At 53.4% G+C, this 14007-nt stretch carries 13 protein-coding genes and 1 pseudogene; 4 read left to right on the forward strand and 10 right to left on the reverse strand.

The window, feature by feature from the left end:
- Positions 1–90 precede the first annotated feature (90 nt).
- Both PAT9B_RS14585 and PAT9B_RS14590 read right to left on the reverse strand, forming a co-directional pair.
- On the reverse strand, positions 91–699 hold the full coding sequence (locus PAT9B_RS14585) for a DsrE family protein (protein WP_013510044.1): 609 nt from the start codon (positions 697–699) through the stop codon (positions 91–93).
- Positions 700–732: 33 nt separating this feature from the next.
- On the reverse strand, positions 733–1338 hold the full coding sequence (locus PAT9B_RS14590; protein WP_013510045.1) for a DsrE family protein: 606 nt from the start codon (positions 1336–1338) through the stop codon (positions 733–735).
- 654 nt (positions 1339–1992) lie between these two features.
- On the opposite strand from PAT9B_RS14590, the gene PAT9B_RS14595 reads away from it, so the two are divergent.
- Both PAT9B_RS14595 and arsC read left to right on the forward strand, forming a co-directional pair.
- Positions 1993–3459 carry a M48 family metallopeptidase gene (locus tag PAT9B_RS14595; protein WP_013510046.1) on the forward strand — a complete coding sequence of 489 codons (1467 nt, stop codon included), beginning with the start codon at positions 1993–1995 and terminating at the stop codon, positions 3457–3459.
- Between the two features lie 2 nt (positions 3460–3461).
- Positions 3462–3809: an arsenate reductase (glutaredoxin) gene (arsC, locus tag PAT9B_RS14600; protein ID WP_013510047.1), complete on the forward strand. Its 348-nt coding sequence runs from the start codon at positions 3462–3464 to the stop codon at positions 3807–3809.
- On the opposite strand, the gene hda is transcribed toward arsC, so the two are convergent.
- The 3 genes from hda to upp all read right to left on the reverse strand — a co-directional run bounded on the left by hda (position 3806) and on the right by upp (position 6582).
- Positions 3806–4513: a DnaA inactivator Hda gene (hda, locus tag PAT9B_RS14605; RefSeq protein ID WP_013510048.1), complete on the reverse strand. Its 708-nt coding sequence runs from the start codon at positions 4511–4513 to the stop codon at positions 3806–3808. The genes arsC and hda overlap by 4 nt on opposite strands.
- 87 nt (positions 4514–4600) lie before the next feature.
- Positions 4601–5884 (reverse strand): uracil permease, encoded by a 1284-nt coding sequence (gene uraA / locus PAT9B_RS14610; RefSeq protein WP_013510049.1) that lies wholly within the window; start codon positions 5882–5884, stop codon positions 4601–4603.
- Positions 5885–5955: 71 nt separating this feature from the next.
- Positions 5956–6582, reverse strand: a complete 627-nt coding sequence (gene upp / locus PAT9B_RS14615; protein WP_013510050.1) for a uracil phosphoribosyltransferase — start codon at positions 6580–6582, stop codon at positions 5956–5958.
- A 241-nt stretch (positions 6583–6823) separates the two neighbouring features.
- Here upp and purM point away from each other — a divergent pair, with 241 nt between their 5' ends.
- Both purM and purN read left to right on the forward strand, forming a co-directional pair.
- Positions 6824–7864 (forward strand): phosphoribosylformylglycinamidine cyclo-ligase, encoded by a 1041-nt coding sequence (gene purM / locus PAT9B_RS14620; protein WP_013510051.1) that lies wholly within the window; start codon positions 6824–6826, stop codon positions 7862–7864.
- Complete coding sequence (gene purN, locus PAT9B_RS14625; protein ID WP_013510052.1) at positions 7861–8499, forward strand: phosphoribosylglycinamide formyltransferase; 639 nt, start codon at positions 7861–7863, stop codon at positions 8497–8499. The genes purM and purN overlap by 4 nt, the downstream gene beginning before the upstream one ends.
- A gap of 89 nt (positions 8500–8588) precedes the next feature.
- Here purN and PAT9B_RS14630 read toward each other — a convergent pair.
- The 5 genes and pseudogenes from PAT9B_RS14630 to pstB all read right to left on the reverse strand — a co-directional run bounded on the left by PAT9B_RS14630 (position 8589) and on the right by pstB (position 13999).
- A pseudogene (locus PAT9B_RS14630) lies at positions 8589–9349 on the reverse strand (hypothetical protein).
- A gap of 48 nt (positions 9350–9397) precedes the next feature.
- Positions 9398–10162, reverse strand: a complete 765-nt coding sequence (locus PAT9B_RS14635; RefSeq protein ID WP_013510053.1) for a hypothetical protein — start codon at positions 10160–10162, stop codon at positions 9398–9400.
- Between the two features lie 48 nt (positions 10163–10210).
- Positions 10211–10957, reverse strand: a complete 747-nt coding sequence (locus PAT9B_RS14640) for a hypothetical protein (RefSeq protein WP_150105824.1) — start codon at positions 10955–10957, stop codon at positions 10211–10213.
- A gap of 2 nt (positions 10958–10959) precedes the next feature.
- Positions 10960–13104 (reverse strand): DUF3274 domain-containing protein, encoded by a 2145-nt coding sequence (locus PAT9B_RS14645; protein ID WP_013510055.1) that lies wholly within the window; start codon positions 13102–13104, stop codon positions 10960–10962.
- A 127-nt stretch (positions 13105–13231) separates the two neighbouring features.
- Positions 13232–13999: a phosphate ABC transporter ATP-binding protein PstB gene (pstB, locus tag PAT9B_RS14650; RefSeq protein ID WP_013510056.1), complete on the reverse strand. Its 768-nt coding sequence runs from the start codon at positions 13997–13999 to the stop codon at positions 13232–13234.
- Positions 14000–14007: the final 8 nt, after the last annotated feature.

Raw genomic sequence — 14007 nt, forward strand, 5'->3', positions numbered from 1 at the left:
TGGCGCTTAACTTAACGGCGAACTGTGACAGCCACATCGCGGGGAGATGACAACAACATGACAGCAGCCGAAGCTGCCGTCCGGGAACCCTTACAGCATCAGGAAGGCATAACCTTCGTTTTGCAGCGTTGCCACCGTGGTGCCGCTGGAGAGGGTATGTGTCACCATCGGGTCAATCCATTCGCGCTCCAGCTGATGGAAAGCCACCGACTGATCGCAAATCGATACCTTCACCCCGGCTTTTTCCAACTCACTGATCAACTTCAGGTTGGGGTTATCCACGCCATAGGCTTTGCGGAACTGTTCGTTGTTCAGTGCCGCAGGCACCGCATCGCTATTGATCGACACAACAAAGTTCAGCTGTTCCAGCGGCACACCGGCGGCGTAATAAAGATTGGTCACACGCGCGACACGTTCCAGTCCGAGGTTCGGCTGGCGAATATCCCCTTCACTGCGGTTAATCTGGAACACGATTTTATTGCTCAATCCAGGCGTGCTGCCTGGATTGTATGCAGGCGTGTTGACGAAGTGGATCTTACCGTAACCCGCGATCGCTGGCGTGCTCCAGAAATCAGCCGGTTCGGTTTTCTTGTCCGCAAACTTGTCGCTGAATTTATCGACAAGTTCGGGAAGCTGGAGCACGTTGCCGCCCACAAAACCGGCCAGTGCTGCTACAACAATGTATGTCGCTGGACGCATTTCACTTCTCCTCAACCATCACCAAAATGCCTGTTACATTTGCAACCACGCATAACCCTGATTTTGCAGCGTCGACACCGTCGTCGGGCTGGAGAGCGCGTGAATTACCGATTTATCGATCCAGTCATTGGGATAGTGATGAAACGCCACCGACTGATCGCACACCGACACCTTTATTCCCTGTTTATTCAGTTCCGCAATCAGCGGCAGATTGGGGTTATCGGTGCCATAAAATTGTTTGAAATGCGTGTTATCCAGCATTGCCGGAGTGGCATCCCCGGTGACCGACACCACGAAGTGCAGCTGATCGGCCGGTACGCCAGAGGCGATATACAAGTTCACCACCCTTGCCACACGCTCCAGGCCGAGGTTAGGACGGGCAATATCCCCTTCGTTTTTGGTGAGCTGAAAGACGATTTTATTGCTCAATCCGGGCACCGGTTTAAAGGCCGCATCGGGTTCGTAATGGATCTTGCCGTACCCTTCAATACCCGGGGTGCTCCAGAAGCCTTCCGGGTCGACGGGGGGCGCAGAAAAGTGGTTCATCACCCGTTGATAGATATCATCGCTTCGACTGACGACAGCTCCGACAAAGCCCCCAACAATCGCTATCAGGGTCCAGGAGACAACAGTACGCATAGAGACTCTCCGGCAAGCATTCACAGTCCGTTTGAACAAAGTACGTTATCTATACCACACCAGGACAACGCCTAAAGCAGGCGGATTCGCTGACCACGCGCGGTTTAGTTGCAGGAAAAATAATGAGTAACGCTAATTGAATAACAACCTTGATGGAGTCAGCGCGAGGAGTTGAAAAATGGCTGGTCGGAAGTTTTGCCAGGCACCGCGATTGTCATGACAATCACCGACTTAAAATATGACCATCTTAATATGCAGTGCCGCGTTTAACCTTTTGCGTCATGATAAACAACGTCGATGGATAAATCGGGCCAGTATGGCGTTTCATCAGATGTTTTTCAGAGTAAACCTGGAAAAAATCATGCCACATTCAATTATTTTGAGTAACTTTACGCATCTTTAATCTAAGCCAACCGAAAACAACCTGTAGATATTCAGGTTGCCTTATTCAAATTTTTGCTACTGTTATCCACCTGTCACAGCAACATTTTGCATTCATCACCTTCCCTTACGCTGCTTGCTTGTCAGCTGCGCGTGGTTAAGATAAAGGGTCAGTGTCGCGCCGCGACGGAATGTGCGTTAACTGAACGCGATGACAGAACATTTGCATCACTTAACGGTCCAATTTTCGGACACTTTTTACAGGATCAAGGCATGTTTAACCGGTTGAAGAAATCAGCGCTGGCGGCCCTTATTCCTGCGCTGCTTCTCACGCCTGCGCTGAGTGCCAGAGCTGACGTGAGCGACTCGCTACCCGATATGGGCACCACCGCTGGTGCCACGCTGTCGATTAATCAGGAATTGCAGATTGGCGATTTCTATGTGCGGCAATTACGTGCCAGCGCACCACTGATCAACGATCCGCTGTTGAATCAATATATCAATCAACTCGGACAGCGACTGGTGGCCCACGCCGATTCAGTCCGGACGCCGTTTCATTTTTACCTGATCCAGAATGATGAACTGAACGCCTTTGCTTTCTTTGGCGGCAATGTGGTGCTGCATTCGGCGCTGTTCCGTTTTACCGACAACGAAAGCCAGCTGGCATCGGTAATGGCGCACGAAATTTCCCACGTGACGCAGCGCCACCTGGCACGTGCGATGGAAGAACAGAAACGCAATGCCCCGCTCACCTGGGTCGGCGCTCTCGGTTCGATTCTGTTGGCGATCGCGAACCCGCAGGCGGGTATGGCCGGTTTGATGGGCACCCTCGCCGGTACGCAGCAGGGCATGATCAGCTTTACACAAAGCAATGAACAGGAAGCGGATCGCATCGGCATTCAGGTGTTGCAACGCGCCGGCTTTGATCCCCAGGCGATGCCGAATTTCCTGCAAAAACTGGCTGATCAGAGCCGCTTCTCATCCAAACCCCCGGAAATTCTGCTGACCCACCCCCTGCCCGATAGCCGCCTGGCGGATGCGCGTAACCGCGCCAACCAGATGCGCCCGGTAGTGGTGCAGTCTTCGCAGGATTTCTATATGGCAAAAGTGCGTGCCCTTGGCATGTATTCCACCGGTCAAAATCAGCTGACCGATGACTTGCTCGATCAATACGCTAAAGGTAATGCCCGCGAGCAACAGGCGTCGCAATATGGCAAAGCCGTGCAGTTTTTGCAGGCAAAAAGCTTTGAAAACGCGAAGAAAATTATCGCGCCGATGCTGGCCAAACAGCCGGATAACCTCTGGTTTCTCGATATCATGAGCGACATCGATATTGGCCTGAATCAGCCGCAGCAGGCCATCAATCTGTTGAGCAGCGCCAAAGGCAGCAACAGCAATCCGGTGATCCAGATTAACCTCGCCAATGCCTACGTTGAGGCCAAACAACCGGCCAACGCCAGCCGCATTCTCCATCGTTACACTTGGTCAAACCCGAACGATCCGAACGGTTGGGATCTGTTGGCACAGGCATCGGCGGCCCAGGGCTTGCAAGATGAAGAATTATCGGCACGCGCAGAAGGGCTGGCGCTGAATGGTCAGATGGATCAGGCGATCAGAGCACTGAGCAGCGCCAGCGCCCAGGTGCCGCTCGGCAGCCTGAAACAGGCTCGTTATGATGCACGCATCGACCAATTCCGTGAGCTGCAAAAACGCTTCCAACAGTATCAAAAAGGATCTTAATCATGGTGACCATTTATCATAATCCACGTTGCAGCAAGAGCCGCGAAACTCTGGCGCTGCTGCAACAGCAAGGCGTGCAGCCGGAAGTGGTGCTGTATCTGGAAACACCACCAGACGCGCCCACGCTCAAAGCGTTGTTGAAAAAACTGGGTATGACGAGCGCACGCGAACTGATGCGTCGCAAAGAGGATCTGTATAAATCGCTGGAGTTAGCCGAACCCGGTCTCAGCGAGGATCAGCTGATACAGGCGCTGGTCGAGCATCCCAAATTGATTGAACGCCCGATTGTGATTAAAGGTGAACAGGCGCGTCTTGGCCGCCCGCCGGAAGCGGTACTGGAGATTATTTAAAGCCCCAGCGCTTCTTTGACAAAAGGAATGGTGAGTTTGCGTTGTGCGCTGATGGAGGCGCGATCCAGCCGGTCCAGCGTGTCAAACAGAGTCCGCATTTCGCGGTCGAGGCGTTTCAGCAGGAAGCGCCCGACATCCTCCGGCAATTCAAAGCCACGGATCCCGGCTCGCAGCTGCATCGCCTGCAATTTGTCATCATCCGACAACGGCTGTAAACGGTAGATCTGCCCCCAGTCGAGGCGCGATGCCAGATCCGGCAGTCCGAGATTGAGCTGACGCGGTGGACGATCGCCAGTGATCAGCAAACGCGTTTTACCGATTTCCAGGATGCGATTGTAGAGATCGAAAATCGCCATCTCCCACTCCGCCTCCCCGGCGATACACTCGATATTATCGATGCAGACCAGCGCCAGATGTTCCATACCTTCCAGCACTTCCGGCACGAACCAAGTGCGTTTATCCAGCGGGACATAGCCAACCGCCTCACCCCGAGCCGACATCTCGGCGCACGCCGCGTGCAACAGATGGCTGCGACCACCGCCTTCGCGGGACCAGAAGTAGAGATAGCTGCCGTGTTGCTGCACCAACGCACCCTGAAGTGCGGCTAACAGGGACGGGTTTTCCCCTGGCCAAAAGCTGGCAAAGGTTTCGTCATCAGGTAAGTAAAGTGGCAATGAAAGCTGTGCCGGCGTGTTCAGAAGCACCTCAGCGTATGAACGGGCAGAAAACGCGGCAAGTCTATCACGATCCTTGCCAGAGATGAACCGGGCTTCCCTGCCCGGCAAACGCGCTTAGGAATGGCGCTGTTCTTCAGCATCCAGCACCACTTCTTCAGGACGTAACAGGCTGATTACGCGGAAGATCAGGCTAAGCGCCACACCAACGATGGTTGCCAGTGCCATGCCTTTCAGCTCGGCGGCACCGATATGCACCTTGGCACCGCTCACACCGATGATCAGGATCACTGAGGTAAGGATCAGGTTCTGCGCTTTGTTGTAATCCACTTTGGATTCAATCAGTACACGAATACCGGAAGCCCCGATCACCCCGTACAGCAGCAGCGACACACCGCCCATGACCGGCACCGGAATGGCCTGAATCGCGGCGGCCAGTTTGCCCACGCAGGAGAGCAAAATCGCCAGGATTGCCGCCCCGCCGATCACCCAGGTACTGTAGACGCGGGTGATCGCCATAACACCGATGTTTTCACCGTAAGTGGTGTTTGGCGTTGACCCAAAGAAACCGGAGATCATGGTGGAAAGGCCGTTGGCGAACATAGAACGATGCAGACCCGGATCGCGGATCAGATCTTTTTTCACGATATTCGCCGTCACTACCAAGTGGCCGACGTGCTCAGCAATCACCACCAGCGCCGCAGGCAGAATGGTCAACATCGCCGCCCACTCAAAACGCGGAGTATAGAAAGTCGGCAGGGCAAACCAGGGCGCATTCGCAACCGACGACCAGTTAACGATTCCCATAAAGGAAGAGAGTGCGTAACCCACCAGCACACCGATCAGGATCGGGATAATGGCGAAGAAGCCACGGAACAGCACCGAACCAAACACGGTAACACCCAGCGTTACCATCGAAATAAAGATGGTGGTGCTATCAGGTGCAGTCCCTTCAGCAGGCAGCAGACCAGCCATGTTGGCCGCCACGCCCGCCAGCTCAAGGCCGATCACCGCAACAATCGCCCCCATTGCCGCAGGGGGGAACATCACGTCCAGCCAGCCGGTGCCTGCTTTTTTCACAATCAGCGCGACGACACAAAACAGGAAGCCGCAGAGGATAAAGCCACCGAGCGCCACTTCATAGCCCAGCGGCAGCAACAGCAATACCGGAGAAATAAAGGCGAAGCTGGAGCCGAGATAGGCCGGGATTTTCCCTTTACAGATAAAGAGATACAGCAGTGTACCGACACCGTTGAACAGCAGCACTGTGGCCGGGTTGATATGGAACAGAATCGGCACCAGCACGGTTGCGCCAAACATGGCGAACAGATGTTGCAGACTGAGTGGAATGGTTTTAAGTAGCGGCGGTCGTTCGCTAACGCCGATGGCGCGACGAGTCATTCAGTGATCCCCTTGAGTTGTGTAGTGCATTTTTGCCAAAAAAAAGCCGACTCTCTGGCCGGCTGCTTTATTTATTTGGTTCCGAAAATCTTGTCACCGGCATCGCCGAGGCCAGGAATAATGTATCCCTTCTCATTCAGGCCCTTGTCGATTGAAGCGGTATAGAGTTCAACATCCGGATGCGCTTTCTCCAGCGCGGCAATCCCTTCCGGTGCCGCCACCAACACCAGCACCTTGATGCTGTTACAACCGGCCTTTTTCAGCAGGTCAATGGTCGCGATCATCGAGCCACCGGTCGCCAGCATCGGGTCAACCACCAGCGCCATGCGCTCTTCAATGTTGGAGACCAGTTTCTGGAAGTACGGTACCGGCTCCAGCGTCTCTTCATCACGGTAGACGCCGACTACGCTGATACGCGCGCTGGGTACGTGCTCCAGCACCCCTTCCATCATGCCCAGACCCGCACGCAGAATCGGTACGACGGTAATTTTTTTGCCTTTAATTTGTTCGATTTCAACCGGGCCATTCCAGCCTTCAATCGTAACGCGCTCGGTTTCCAGGTCGGCAGTGGCTTCATAGGTCAGCAGGCTGCCGACTTCTGACGCCAGTTCGCGGAAGCGCTTAGTGCTGACATCATGCTCACGCATCAGGCCCAGTTTATGTTTGACCAGCGGGTGTTTGACTTCCACGATCTTCATGATTGTTCTCCCGGAATTGAGTTGAGCTAAAAAAAAATCGCGGGATTATACCGCCTTTTTCCCGCTGCGCCATATGTCATTGGTCAATACAACGCCTTCCACGATCTGAGATTAAGGATTAGCGAAAAAGCGGTGCCGTGCAAAGGTGGCGTGAGATGGGACTCGCAAACGTTTGCCTGCGCTGGTAGAATTACGCCGCTTTATTTTAACCACCAACCGCAACTCGCGTGGGGATTCCGCAGTGACCGACAAGACCTCTCTCAGCTACAAAGACGCCGGTGTTGATATTGACGCTGGTAACGCTCTGGTTGACCGCATCAAAGGCGTAGTGAAAAAGACCCGCCGCCCGGAAGTGATGGGTGGATTGGGCGGCTTTGGCGCGCTTTGTGCGCTGCCGCAGAAATACCGCGAGCCAGTGCTGGTCTCCGGCACCGACGGCGTCGGCACCAAGCTGCGTCTGGCGATGGATCTGAAGCGCCATGACAGCATCGGTATCGATCTGGTGGCGATGTGCGTGAACGATCTGGTGGTACAAGGCGCGGAGCCGCTGTTCTTCCTCGACTACTATGCGACGGGCAAACTGGATGTCGACACCGCTTCCTCGGTGATCACCGGTATCGCTGAAGGCTGTCTGCAATCAGGCTGTGCGCTGGTTGGCGGTGAAACCGCAGAGATGCCAGGTATGTATCACGGTGAAGATTACGACGTGGCCGGCTTTTGCGTTGGCGTGGTGGAAAAATCCGAGATCATCGACGGCTCGAAAGTGCAGGATGGCGATGTGCTGATCGCGCTGGGTTCCAGCGGCCCGCACTCCAACGGCTACTCGCTGGTACGTAAGATCCTCGAAGTCAGCCAGACCAACCCGGAAACCAAACAGCTGGAAGGTAAGCCGCTGGCTGACCACCTGCTGGCCCCGACCCGCATTTACGTGAAAAACATCCTTAGCCTGATCGAACAGGTCGATGTGCACGCGATTGCGCACCTGACCGGTGGCGGCTTCTGGGAAAATATTCCGCGCGTACTGCCGGACAACACCCAGGCGGTGCTGGAAGAGAGCAGCTGGCAGTGGCCGGCCGTGTTCAACTGGTTGCAGCAGGCCGGTAATGTCAGCCGTCACGAAATGTATCGCACCTTTAACTGTGGTGTGGGCATGGTGATCGCGCTGAGTGCCGCTGAAGCTGATAAAGCAGTACAGCTGATGACCGACGCAGGCGAGCAGGCGTGGAAAATCGGTGTGATCAAAGCCTCTGACTCTGAAGAGCGTGTGGTCATCAACCCATGAAAAAACTGGTTGTACTGATCTCCGGTAACGGTAGCAATCTTCAGTCCATCCTCGACGCCTGCGCAAGCGGGCGTATTAACGGCAGCGTCGCTGCCGTTTTCAGTAATAAAGCCGCAGCGCTGGGTTTGACCCGTGCGCAGGAAGCCGGTGTTCCGACGCATGCGCTGGCCGCCAGTCAGTTTGCTGACCGTGAAGCCTTTGATCGCCAGCTGATGCAGGAGATCGATGCTTACGCCCCGGATCTGGTAGTACTGGCGGGATATATGCGTATCCTCAGCCAGGGATTTGTCGCGCATTATCACGATCGTCTGGTCAACATCCACCCTTCCCTGCTGCCGAAATATCCCGGCCTGCATACTCATCGTCAGGCATTGGAAAATGGCGACGAAGAGCATGGCACCTCGGTGCATTTCGTCACCGATGAGCTGGATGGCGGACCGATTATTTTGCAGGCGCGCGTACCGGTGTTTGCCGATGATACGGAAGAAGAGATTACTGCCCGTGTGCAGCATCAGGAACATGCCATCTATCCGCTGGTGATTAGCTGGTTTGTAGAAGGACGTTTGCAGATGCGCGAGAATTCAGCCTGGCTGGATGGTCAACCGCTGCCACCGCAGGGCTATGCCCACGATTGATGTGATACTTGCACGATCCCGGAGCAGCGCGATTTATCGCGCTGTTTTTTTGTACGGTGAAAACCGCGCGATAAATCGCGCCGCTACTTTCAGAGCCCGGCATTCAGGTCGCATTTCATATGCGTCCAGCCTTGATAGTTTTTTACTTCGGGTACGCGGTCGGGTAGGTTCTGGAAGTTGGTGTAATGCTGTTTTACCGAGCGATGTAAAATGCGTGGGTCGATATAGTCCCGCCCCCACAATGACGTATCCAGCCTTCAGCCGGACGTATAGCATCGATATGATGCGGTATTTTCCTTCCCCTGAACTCCACAACATAATCAATGCCTGTCCCGCCAGGTTGCAGACGCGGATCATCAAAGGGCAGCGACGACATATAAATGCGACCTTGTTTGGTCAGCAGAAAACCCTGGTCATTGACAATCGTTGCAGAAACGATGTCATCATAATTAGGAGAATTAGATCCATTATCTTCTTCGCCTTCAATTGACGCATTTTGCCAGGTTTTTCCGTAGTCTTTGGATACAACAAATCCCGATTCCCCCCAGTTGGGAACGGCTATATATCGCTCTGATGCATTGATATAGGGTTTGGTGAATATCCGGTAAAACTGAGACCATATTTCACTGCGAATACCCCGTTTCTGATCAACGAACCACAATGCGCCCTCACAATTAAATCCCTTTAATTCCAGCCAGCGGTGATCGTCAAAACGGTATACCACCTGTACCGGCTTCTGGCGTGACTTAGAGAACAGGCCGTGACATCCGGTGATGATAAAAACCACAGATAAGGTGAGCGCTGCAGTAAATCCTCGCCAACGTTTCAGGCTGAAAACATCCCTGGTCATATTTTTATTCCTTTAATTTCCTGTAACGAGCTTTCCTCTTCATGCTATTCAGAGTCCGGCATTCAGATCGCACTTCATATGCGTCCAGCCCTGATAATTTTTAACTTCAGGAATACGGTCGGGCAGGTTCTGGAAGTTGGTGTAATACTGTTTTACCGAGCGATGTAAAATGCGTGGGTCGATATAGTCCCGCCCCCACAATGACGTATCGAGGCCTGCAGCCGGACGTATAGCATCGATATGATGCGGTATTTTCCTTCCCCTGAACTCCACAACATAATCAATGCCTGTCCCGCCAGGTTGCAAACGCGGATCATCGAAAGGCAGGGAGGACATGTAAATGCGTCCCTGTTTGGTCAGCAGAAAGCCCTGGTCATTAACCACGGTCAGGGACTGGATATTTTCATAGCCAGGTGCATTTGAACCATTGTCTTCTTCACCTTTTATGGAAGAGGTTTGCCAAGTCCTGCCATAATCTTTTGAAATACTCATTACTCCTGTCATACCCCAGCTGGGTACTGCAATATAGCGTTCTGAGGCATTGATATAGGGCTTAGTAAAAATCCTGTAAAACTGAAACCAGAGCTGACTGCGAATTCCCCTTTCCCGGTCCACAAACCAGAGTTCTCCCTGACAATTATAACCTTTCAGTTCCAGCCAGCGGTGATCGTCAAAACGGTATACCACCTGTACCGGCTTCTGTCGTGGCTTAGCGAACAGGCCGTGACATCCGGTGATGATAAAAACCACAGATAAGGTGAGCGCTGCAGTAAATCCTCGCCAACGTTTCAGGCTGAAAACATCCCTGGTCATATTTTTATTCCTTTAATTTCCTGTAACGAGCTTTCCTCTTCATGCTATTCAGAGTCCGGCATTCAGATCGCACTTCATATGCGTCCAGCCCTGATAATTTTTAACTTCAGGAATACGGTCGGGTAGGTTCTGGAAGTTGGTGTAATACTGTTTTACCGAGCGATGTAAAATGCGTGGGTCGATATAGTCCCGCCCCCACAATGACGTATCCAGGCCTTCAGCCGGACGTATAGCATCGATATGATGCGGTATTTTCCTTCCCCTGAACTCCACAACATAATCAATGCCTGTCCCGCCAGGTTGCAGACGCGGATCATCGAAAGGCAGGGAAGACATATAAATACGGCCCTGTTTGGTTAGCAGAAAACCCTGGTCATTGACCACAGTCAGGGACTCAATATTGTCGTAGTTTGGTGCATTAAAACCGTTATCTTCTTCGCCATTTATGGAAGATGTTTGCCAGGTCCTCCCGTAATCTTTTGAAATACTCATTACTCCTGTCATACCCCAACTGGGTACTGCAATATAGCGTTCTGAGGCATTGATATAGGGCTTAGTAAAAATCCTGTAAAACTGAAACCAGAGCTGACTGCGAATTCCCCTTTCCCGGTCCACAAACCAGAGTTCTCCCTGACAATTATAACCTTTCAGTTCCAGCCAGCGGTGATCGTCAAAACGGTATACCACCTGCACCGGCTTCTGGCGTGTTTTTAACGAGAACCCCTGGCATCCACTCAACATAAAAAGAGCAATAATCAGCACCATTGATGTAATTCCGTTTACATATTTCAGCATCATTAAAACACCATTTTGTGACCCGTTGAGGGGAGATCCAAATAATTCATAGGTTCCGGCATATCCCACTGCGGTAACGGGATTTCCTTATGATGAAACTCTGGTGGACGGGCAGGTTTAATTTTTACAGCCGGGTGGTATTCGTTTACCACACCGAACTCTCCTTTAGGTAGGATGCCATCGGGTTTGTTCATGAAGTCCTTGGTCTTCTTTTCGTTTAATTCACCCGTTTGATAATATCTATTTGTATCCTCATCCGGATTATACATATGCCGCCAGTCGGCCAGTTTCCGCAGCCGCAGCCAGAACTCCGGATCTTCAAACGCCATACAGTTACCAATCGCCAGGTCATAGGCCACCGCTTTTTCCTGCACGTTCGGGTCCATCACAATGGCCGAATGCTGGCTGAGTTTTACCGGGTCGCCATATTTCGCCATCTCATCAATTTCCTGGTCGGTTTTATTCCGTAACAGCAGATATTCCATCCGCTGCTGCGAACCGATAATACGGCCACCGGTGAATTGGGTTTTGTAATGAACATTCACCGCACTCAGTTCGGCTTCGGTCAGAATATGCCCCGGCTGCATGCCATAAGCGTACAGCGGGAGCAGCGGCCGGGTTTCCTTCACCTGCCACACGCCCTCATGGGCACGGGCGGAGTAGTCGATATAGCGATCTTCCCCTGCTACCCCGGTCTTAAACTTCATCTCCCCGTCATGACTACTGCCCATCAGGGTCAGCTCAAACACCTGCGGCAGCGCTTCAGCATTGAGGGTCACGCCACTGTGGTACGGATAGGCGGCGTTGGTTGCCCGGCCGTCATAACGGAAGTCCCCTTCCCGCCAGGCGGGCTTCTCAAAGGGCCGGTGCGTTGGGTTGCCGCCGGTGGTGTAGTGCTGGCAAAACGCCCGCTGGTAAAGATTCTCCATCCCCGATGCAACCTGATCGGGAATGCCGCGCCAGCCAACCCCCTGCACGTTCTGTAGCGACACAATGCCATCGTCCGGGCAGAAATAGTTATATACCCGGCCATAATTGTTGCGGCTGTAGCGCGGGTCGCTGTACCACTGGTGTTTGCGCGCCAGGGTGCCGTCGTTCACCATCGCCTGCACAAAATCTGGCTGGTAGCGACCGGCAGGATCATATTTGGGGTTGGTGGCCATCAGGCGGCAAAAGTTGCGCAGCGTTTCCTGACGGGCTTTAGCGGTCTGCTGACGGCCCGGCAGCAGGTTTTCCAGAAAACGCGGTTCCAGCGAATACGGGGAGTGGCAGAGGATGGTGCAGTCAGCAACGGGATAGTCAGGTGCCTTCTGCCTGAGAATCATGTTCGCCAGCATGGTGATAAGGGTGCCCTGACTGTGCGCCACGATATTGATGGTATCGTAACGGGTATCAGGGTTATCTCTGATCGCAAAAATCAAATCCGCCAGCCGCTGCGCCGCAAAGAACTGATAAATCCGGTGCGGATTGCCGTAAATCGGGTGGGTAAAGTCACCGCCGTTGAACTTGCGGCTGTAGACTCCCGCCATCCAGATTGCGCCGCCGTTGGCTCCCGGCCCGAACATATCCGGGATACAGGTGGTGGCATTGGCAAAGGTGCCACCATTTTTAGCCGCCGCGAGATTCAGTACGTTACCGTAGTTATCGTTGCAGAAACCGCGCATTTCCGGATTAAGTTTTTTCAGGCGTTTTGGATCATTCTCCTGAAAAGCGTCATACGGCAGCACCGCTTCCAGCCCGAGTTTTTTGACCTCGTCACGATAACGCTGCTGGTCAGCGTCATAGGTTTCCCGATCCACCGGCCGATATCCCCAGTAAAACGGGATCACCGGCGAGCGACCGCTGCGGGTGATACGCCGCGCGGCACCGCTCAGGTCGGTTAAGCCGCACATCTCCCCCCACTCATTGATATACATATCGGTGCGGGCCAGCCGGGTATTCAGCCCGGCGACAATCCCCTGCTCCTGGGTCTCGTAGGCTTCACCAATATCGTTGACGCCATGCACCAGAATCACGATGCAGGGTAGCGGGCTGCCAGCCGCAAAATCCTGGGTGATCATCGCCCCCCCGGTCTCACGATCCACACCAATACAAGTCCCGAGTACCGGGTTGTTAAACGCACTGTTCGCGTAAGTTTCCTTGCTCATCGTGCTGCTTCCCTAACTCACGCTGTCAGGCGTGATATCCATTTAGTTGCGGGATAGGATAGTCAACAACGGTGATTAAGCGAGGAAATCTTTGTCAATCTGGACGACAGCACACAAAATTACCCGGTTAGCCAAATCGTCCGGTGATGTAATCTTCGGTGCGTCGCGCCTGCGGTGAAGTGAAGATACGATCGGTTTCGTCAAACTCTACCAACTGCCCGTTATGCATAAACGCGGTGTAATCCGACACGCGCGCCGCCTGCTGCATGTTGTGCGTCACCAGCACCAGCGTGAAATGCTGCTTTAGCGTGGTCATCAACTCTTCAATCACCAGCGTGGAGATGGGATCAAGTGCGGAGGTGGGTTCGTCCAGCAGCAACACTTCCGGTTCGATGGCGATCGCACGCGCAATCACCAACCGTTGTTGTTGACCGGTAGACAGGGTTAACGCGTTTTGTCCCAGTTGGTCTTTGACTTCACTCCACAATGCCGCCGCGCGTAGCGCACGCTCACAAGCTTCGTTCAGGATCCGGCGGTCGCGTACCCCTTGCAGGCGCAAGCCATACACCACGTTTTCATAAATCGATTTGGGAAACGGATTCGGTCGCTGAAACACCATGCCCACTCGCCGACGCAGTGCCGCCAGATCCTGTTCCGGCTGCATAATGGCATGCTGCCCCAGCCAAATCTCCCCTTCCATGCGGCAACGATCAATCACATCGTTCATGCGATTAAAACAGCGCAGCAGCGTCGATTTGCCACAGCCAGAGGGGCCGATCAGCGCCGTGATATGATTCTTTGGCAGTTGCAGATCGATATTATTCAGCGCCTGGCGTTCGCCATACCACAGCGAAAGCTGATTAACCTTGAGGGCGATGTCGTAATCGGGCGTCATGTGAAGAA

Origin of the sequence: Pantoea sp. At-9b, from assembly GCF_000175935.2 — a bacterium.
Lineage (GTDB): Bacteria > Pseudomonadota > Gammaproteobacteria > Enterobacterales > Enterobacteriaceae > Pantoea.

What these genes read in the sequence shown, in the direction of transcription:
- upp (WP_013510050.1), bottom strand. Translation starts at nt 6,582, where the DNA reads ATGAAGATCGTGGAAGTCAAACACCCGCTGGTCAAACATAAACTGGGC.
- arsC (WP_013510047.1), top strand. Translation starts at nt 3,462, where the DNA reads ATGGTGACCATTTATCATAATCCACGTTGCAGCAAGAGCCGCGAAACT.
- PAT9B_RS14595 (WP_013510046.1), top strand. Translation starts at nt 1,993, where the DNA reads ATGTTTAACCGGTTGAAGAAATCAGCGCTGGCGGCCCTTATTCCTGCG.
- purN (WP_013510052.1), top strand. Translation starts at nt 7,861, where the DNA reads ATGAAAAAACTGGTTGTACTGATCTCCGGTAACGGTAGCAATCTTCAG.
- PAT9B_RS14585 (WP_013510044.1), bottom strand. Translation starts at nt 699, where the DNA reads ATGCGTCCAGCGACATACATTGTTGTAGCAGCACTGGCCGGTTTTGTG.
- pstB (WP_013510056.1), bottom strand. Translation starts at nt 13,999, where the DNA reads ATGACGCCCGATTACGACATCGCCCTCAAGGTTAATCAGCTTTCGCTG.
- PAT9B_RS14645 (WP_013510055.1), bottom strand. Translation starts at nt 13,104, where the DNA reads ATGAGCAAGGAAACTTACGCGAACAGTGCGTTTAACAACCCGGTACTC.
- PAT9B_RS14635 (WP_013510053.1), bottom strand. Translation starts at nt 10,162, where the DNA reads ATGACCAGGGATGTTTTCAGCCTGAAACGTTGGCGAGGATTTACTGCA.
- PAT9B_RS14590 (WP_013510045.1), bottom strand. Translation starts at nt 1,338, where the DNA reads ATGCGTACTGTTGTCTCCTGGACCCTGATAGCGATTGTTGGGGGCTTT.
- uraA (WP_013510049.1), bottom strand. Translation starts at nt 5,884, where the DNA reads ATGACTCGTCGCGCCATCGGCGTTAGCGAACGACCGCCGCTACTTAAA.
- PAT9B_RS14640 (WP_150105824.1), bottom strand. Translation starts at nt 10,957, where the DNA reads ATGCTGAAATATGTAAACGGAATTACATCAATGGTGCTGATTATTGCT.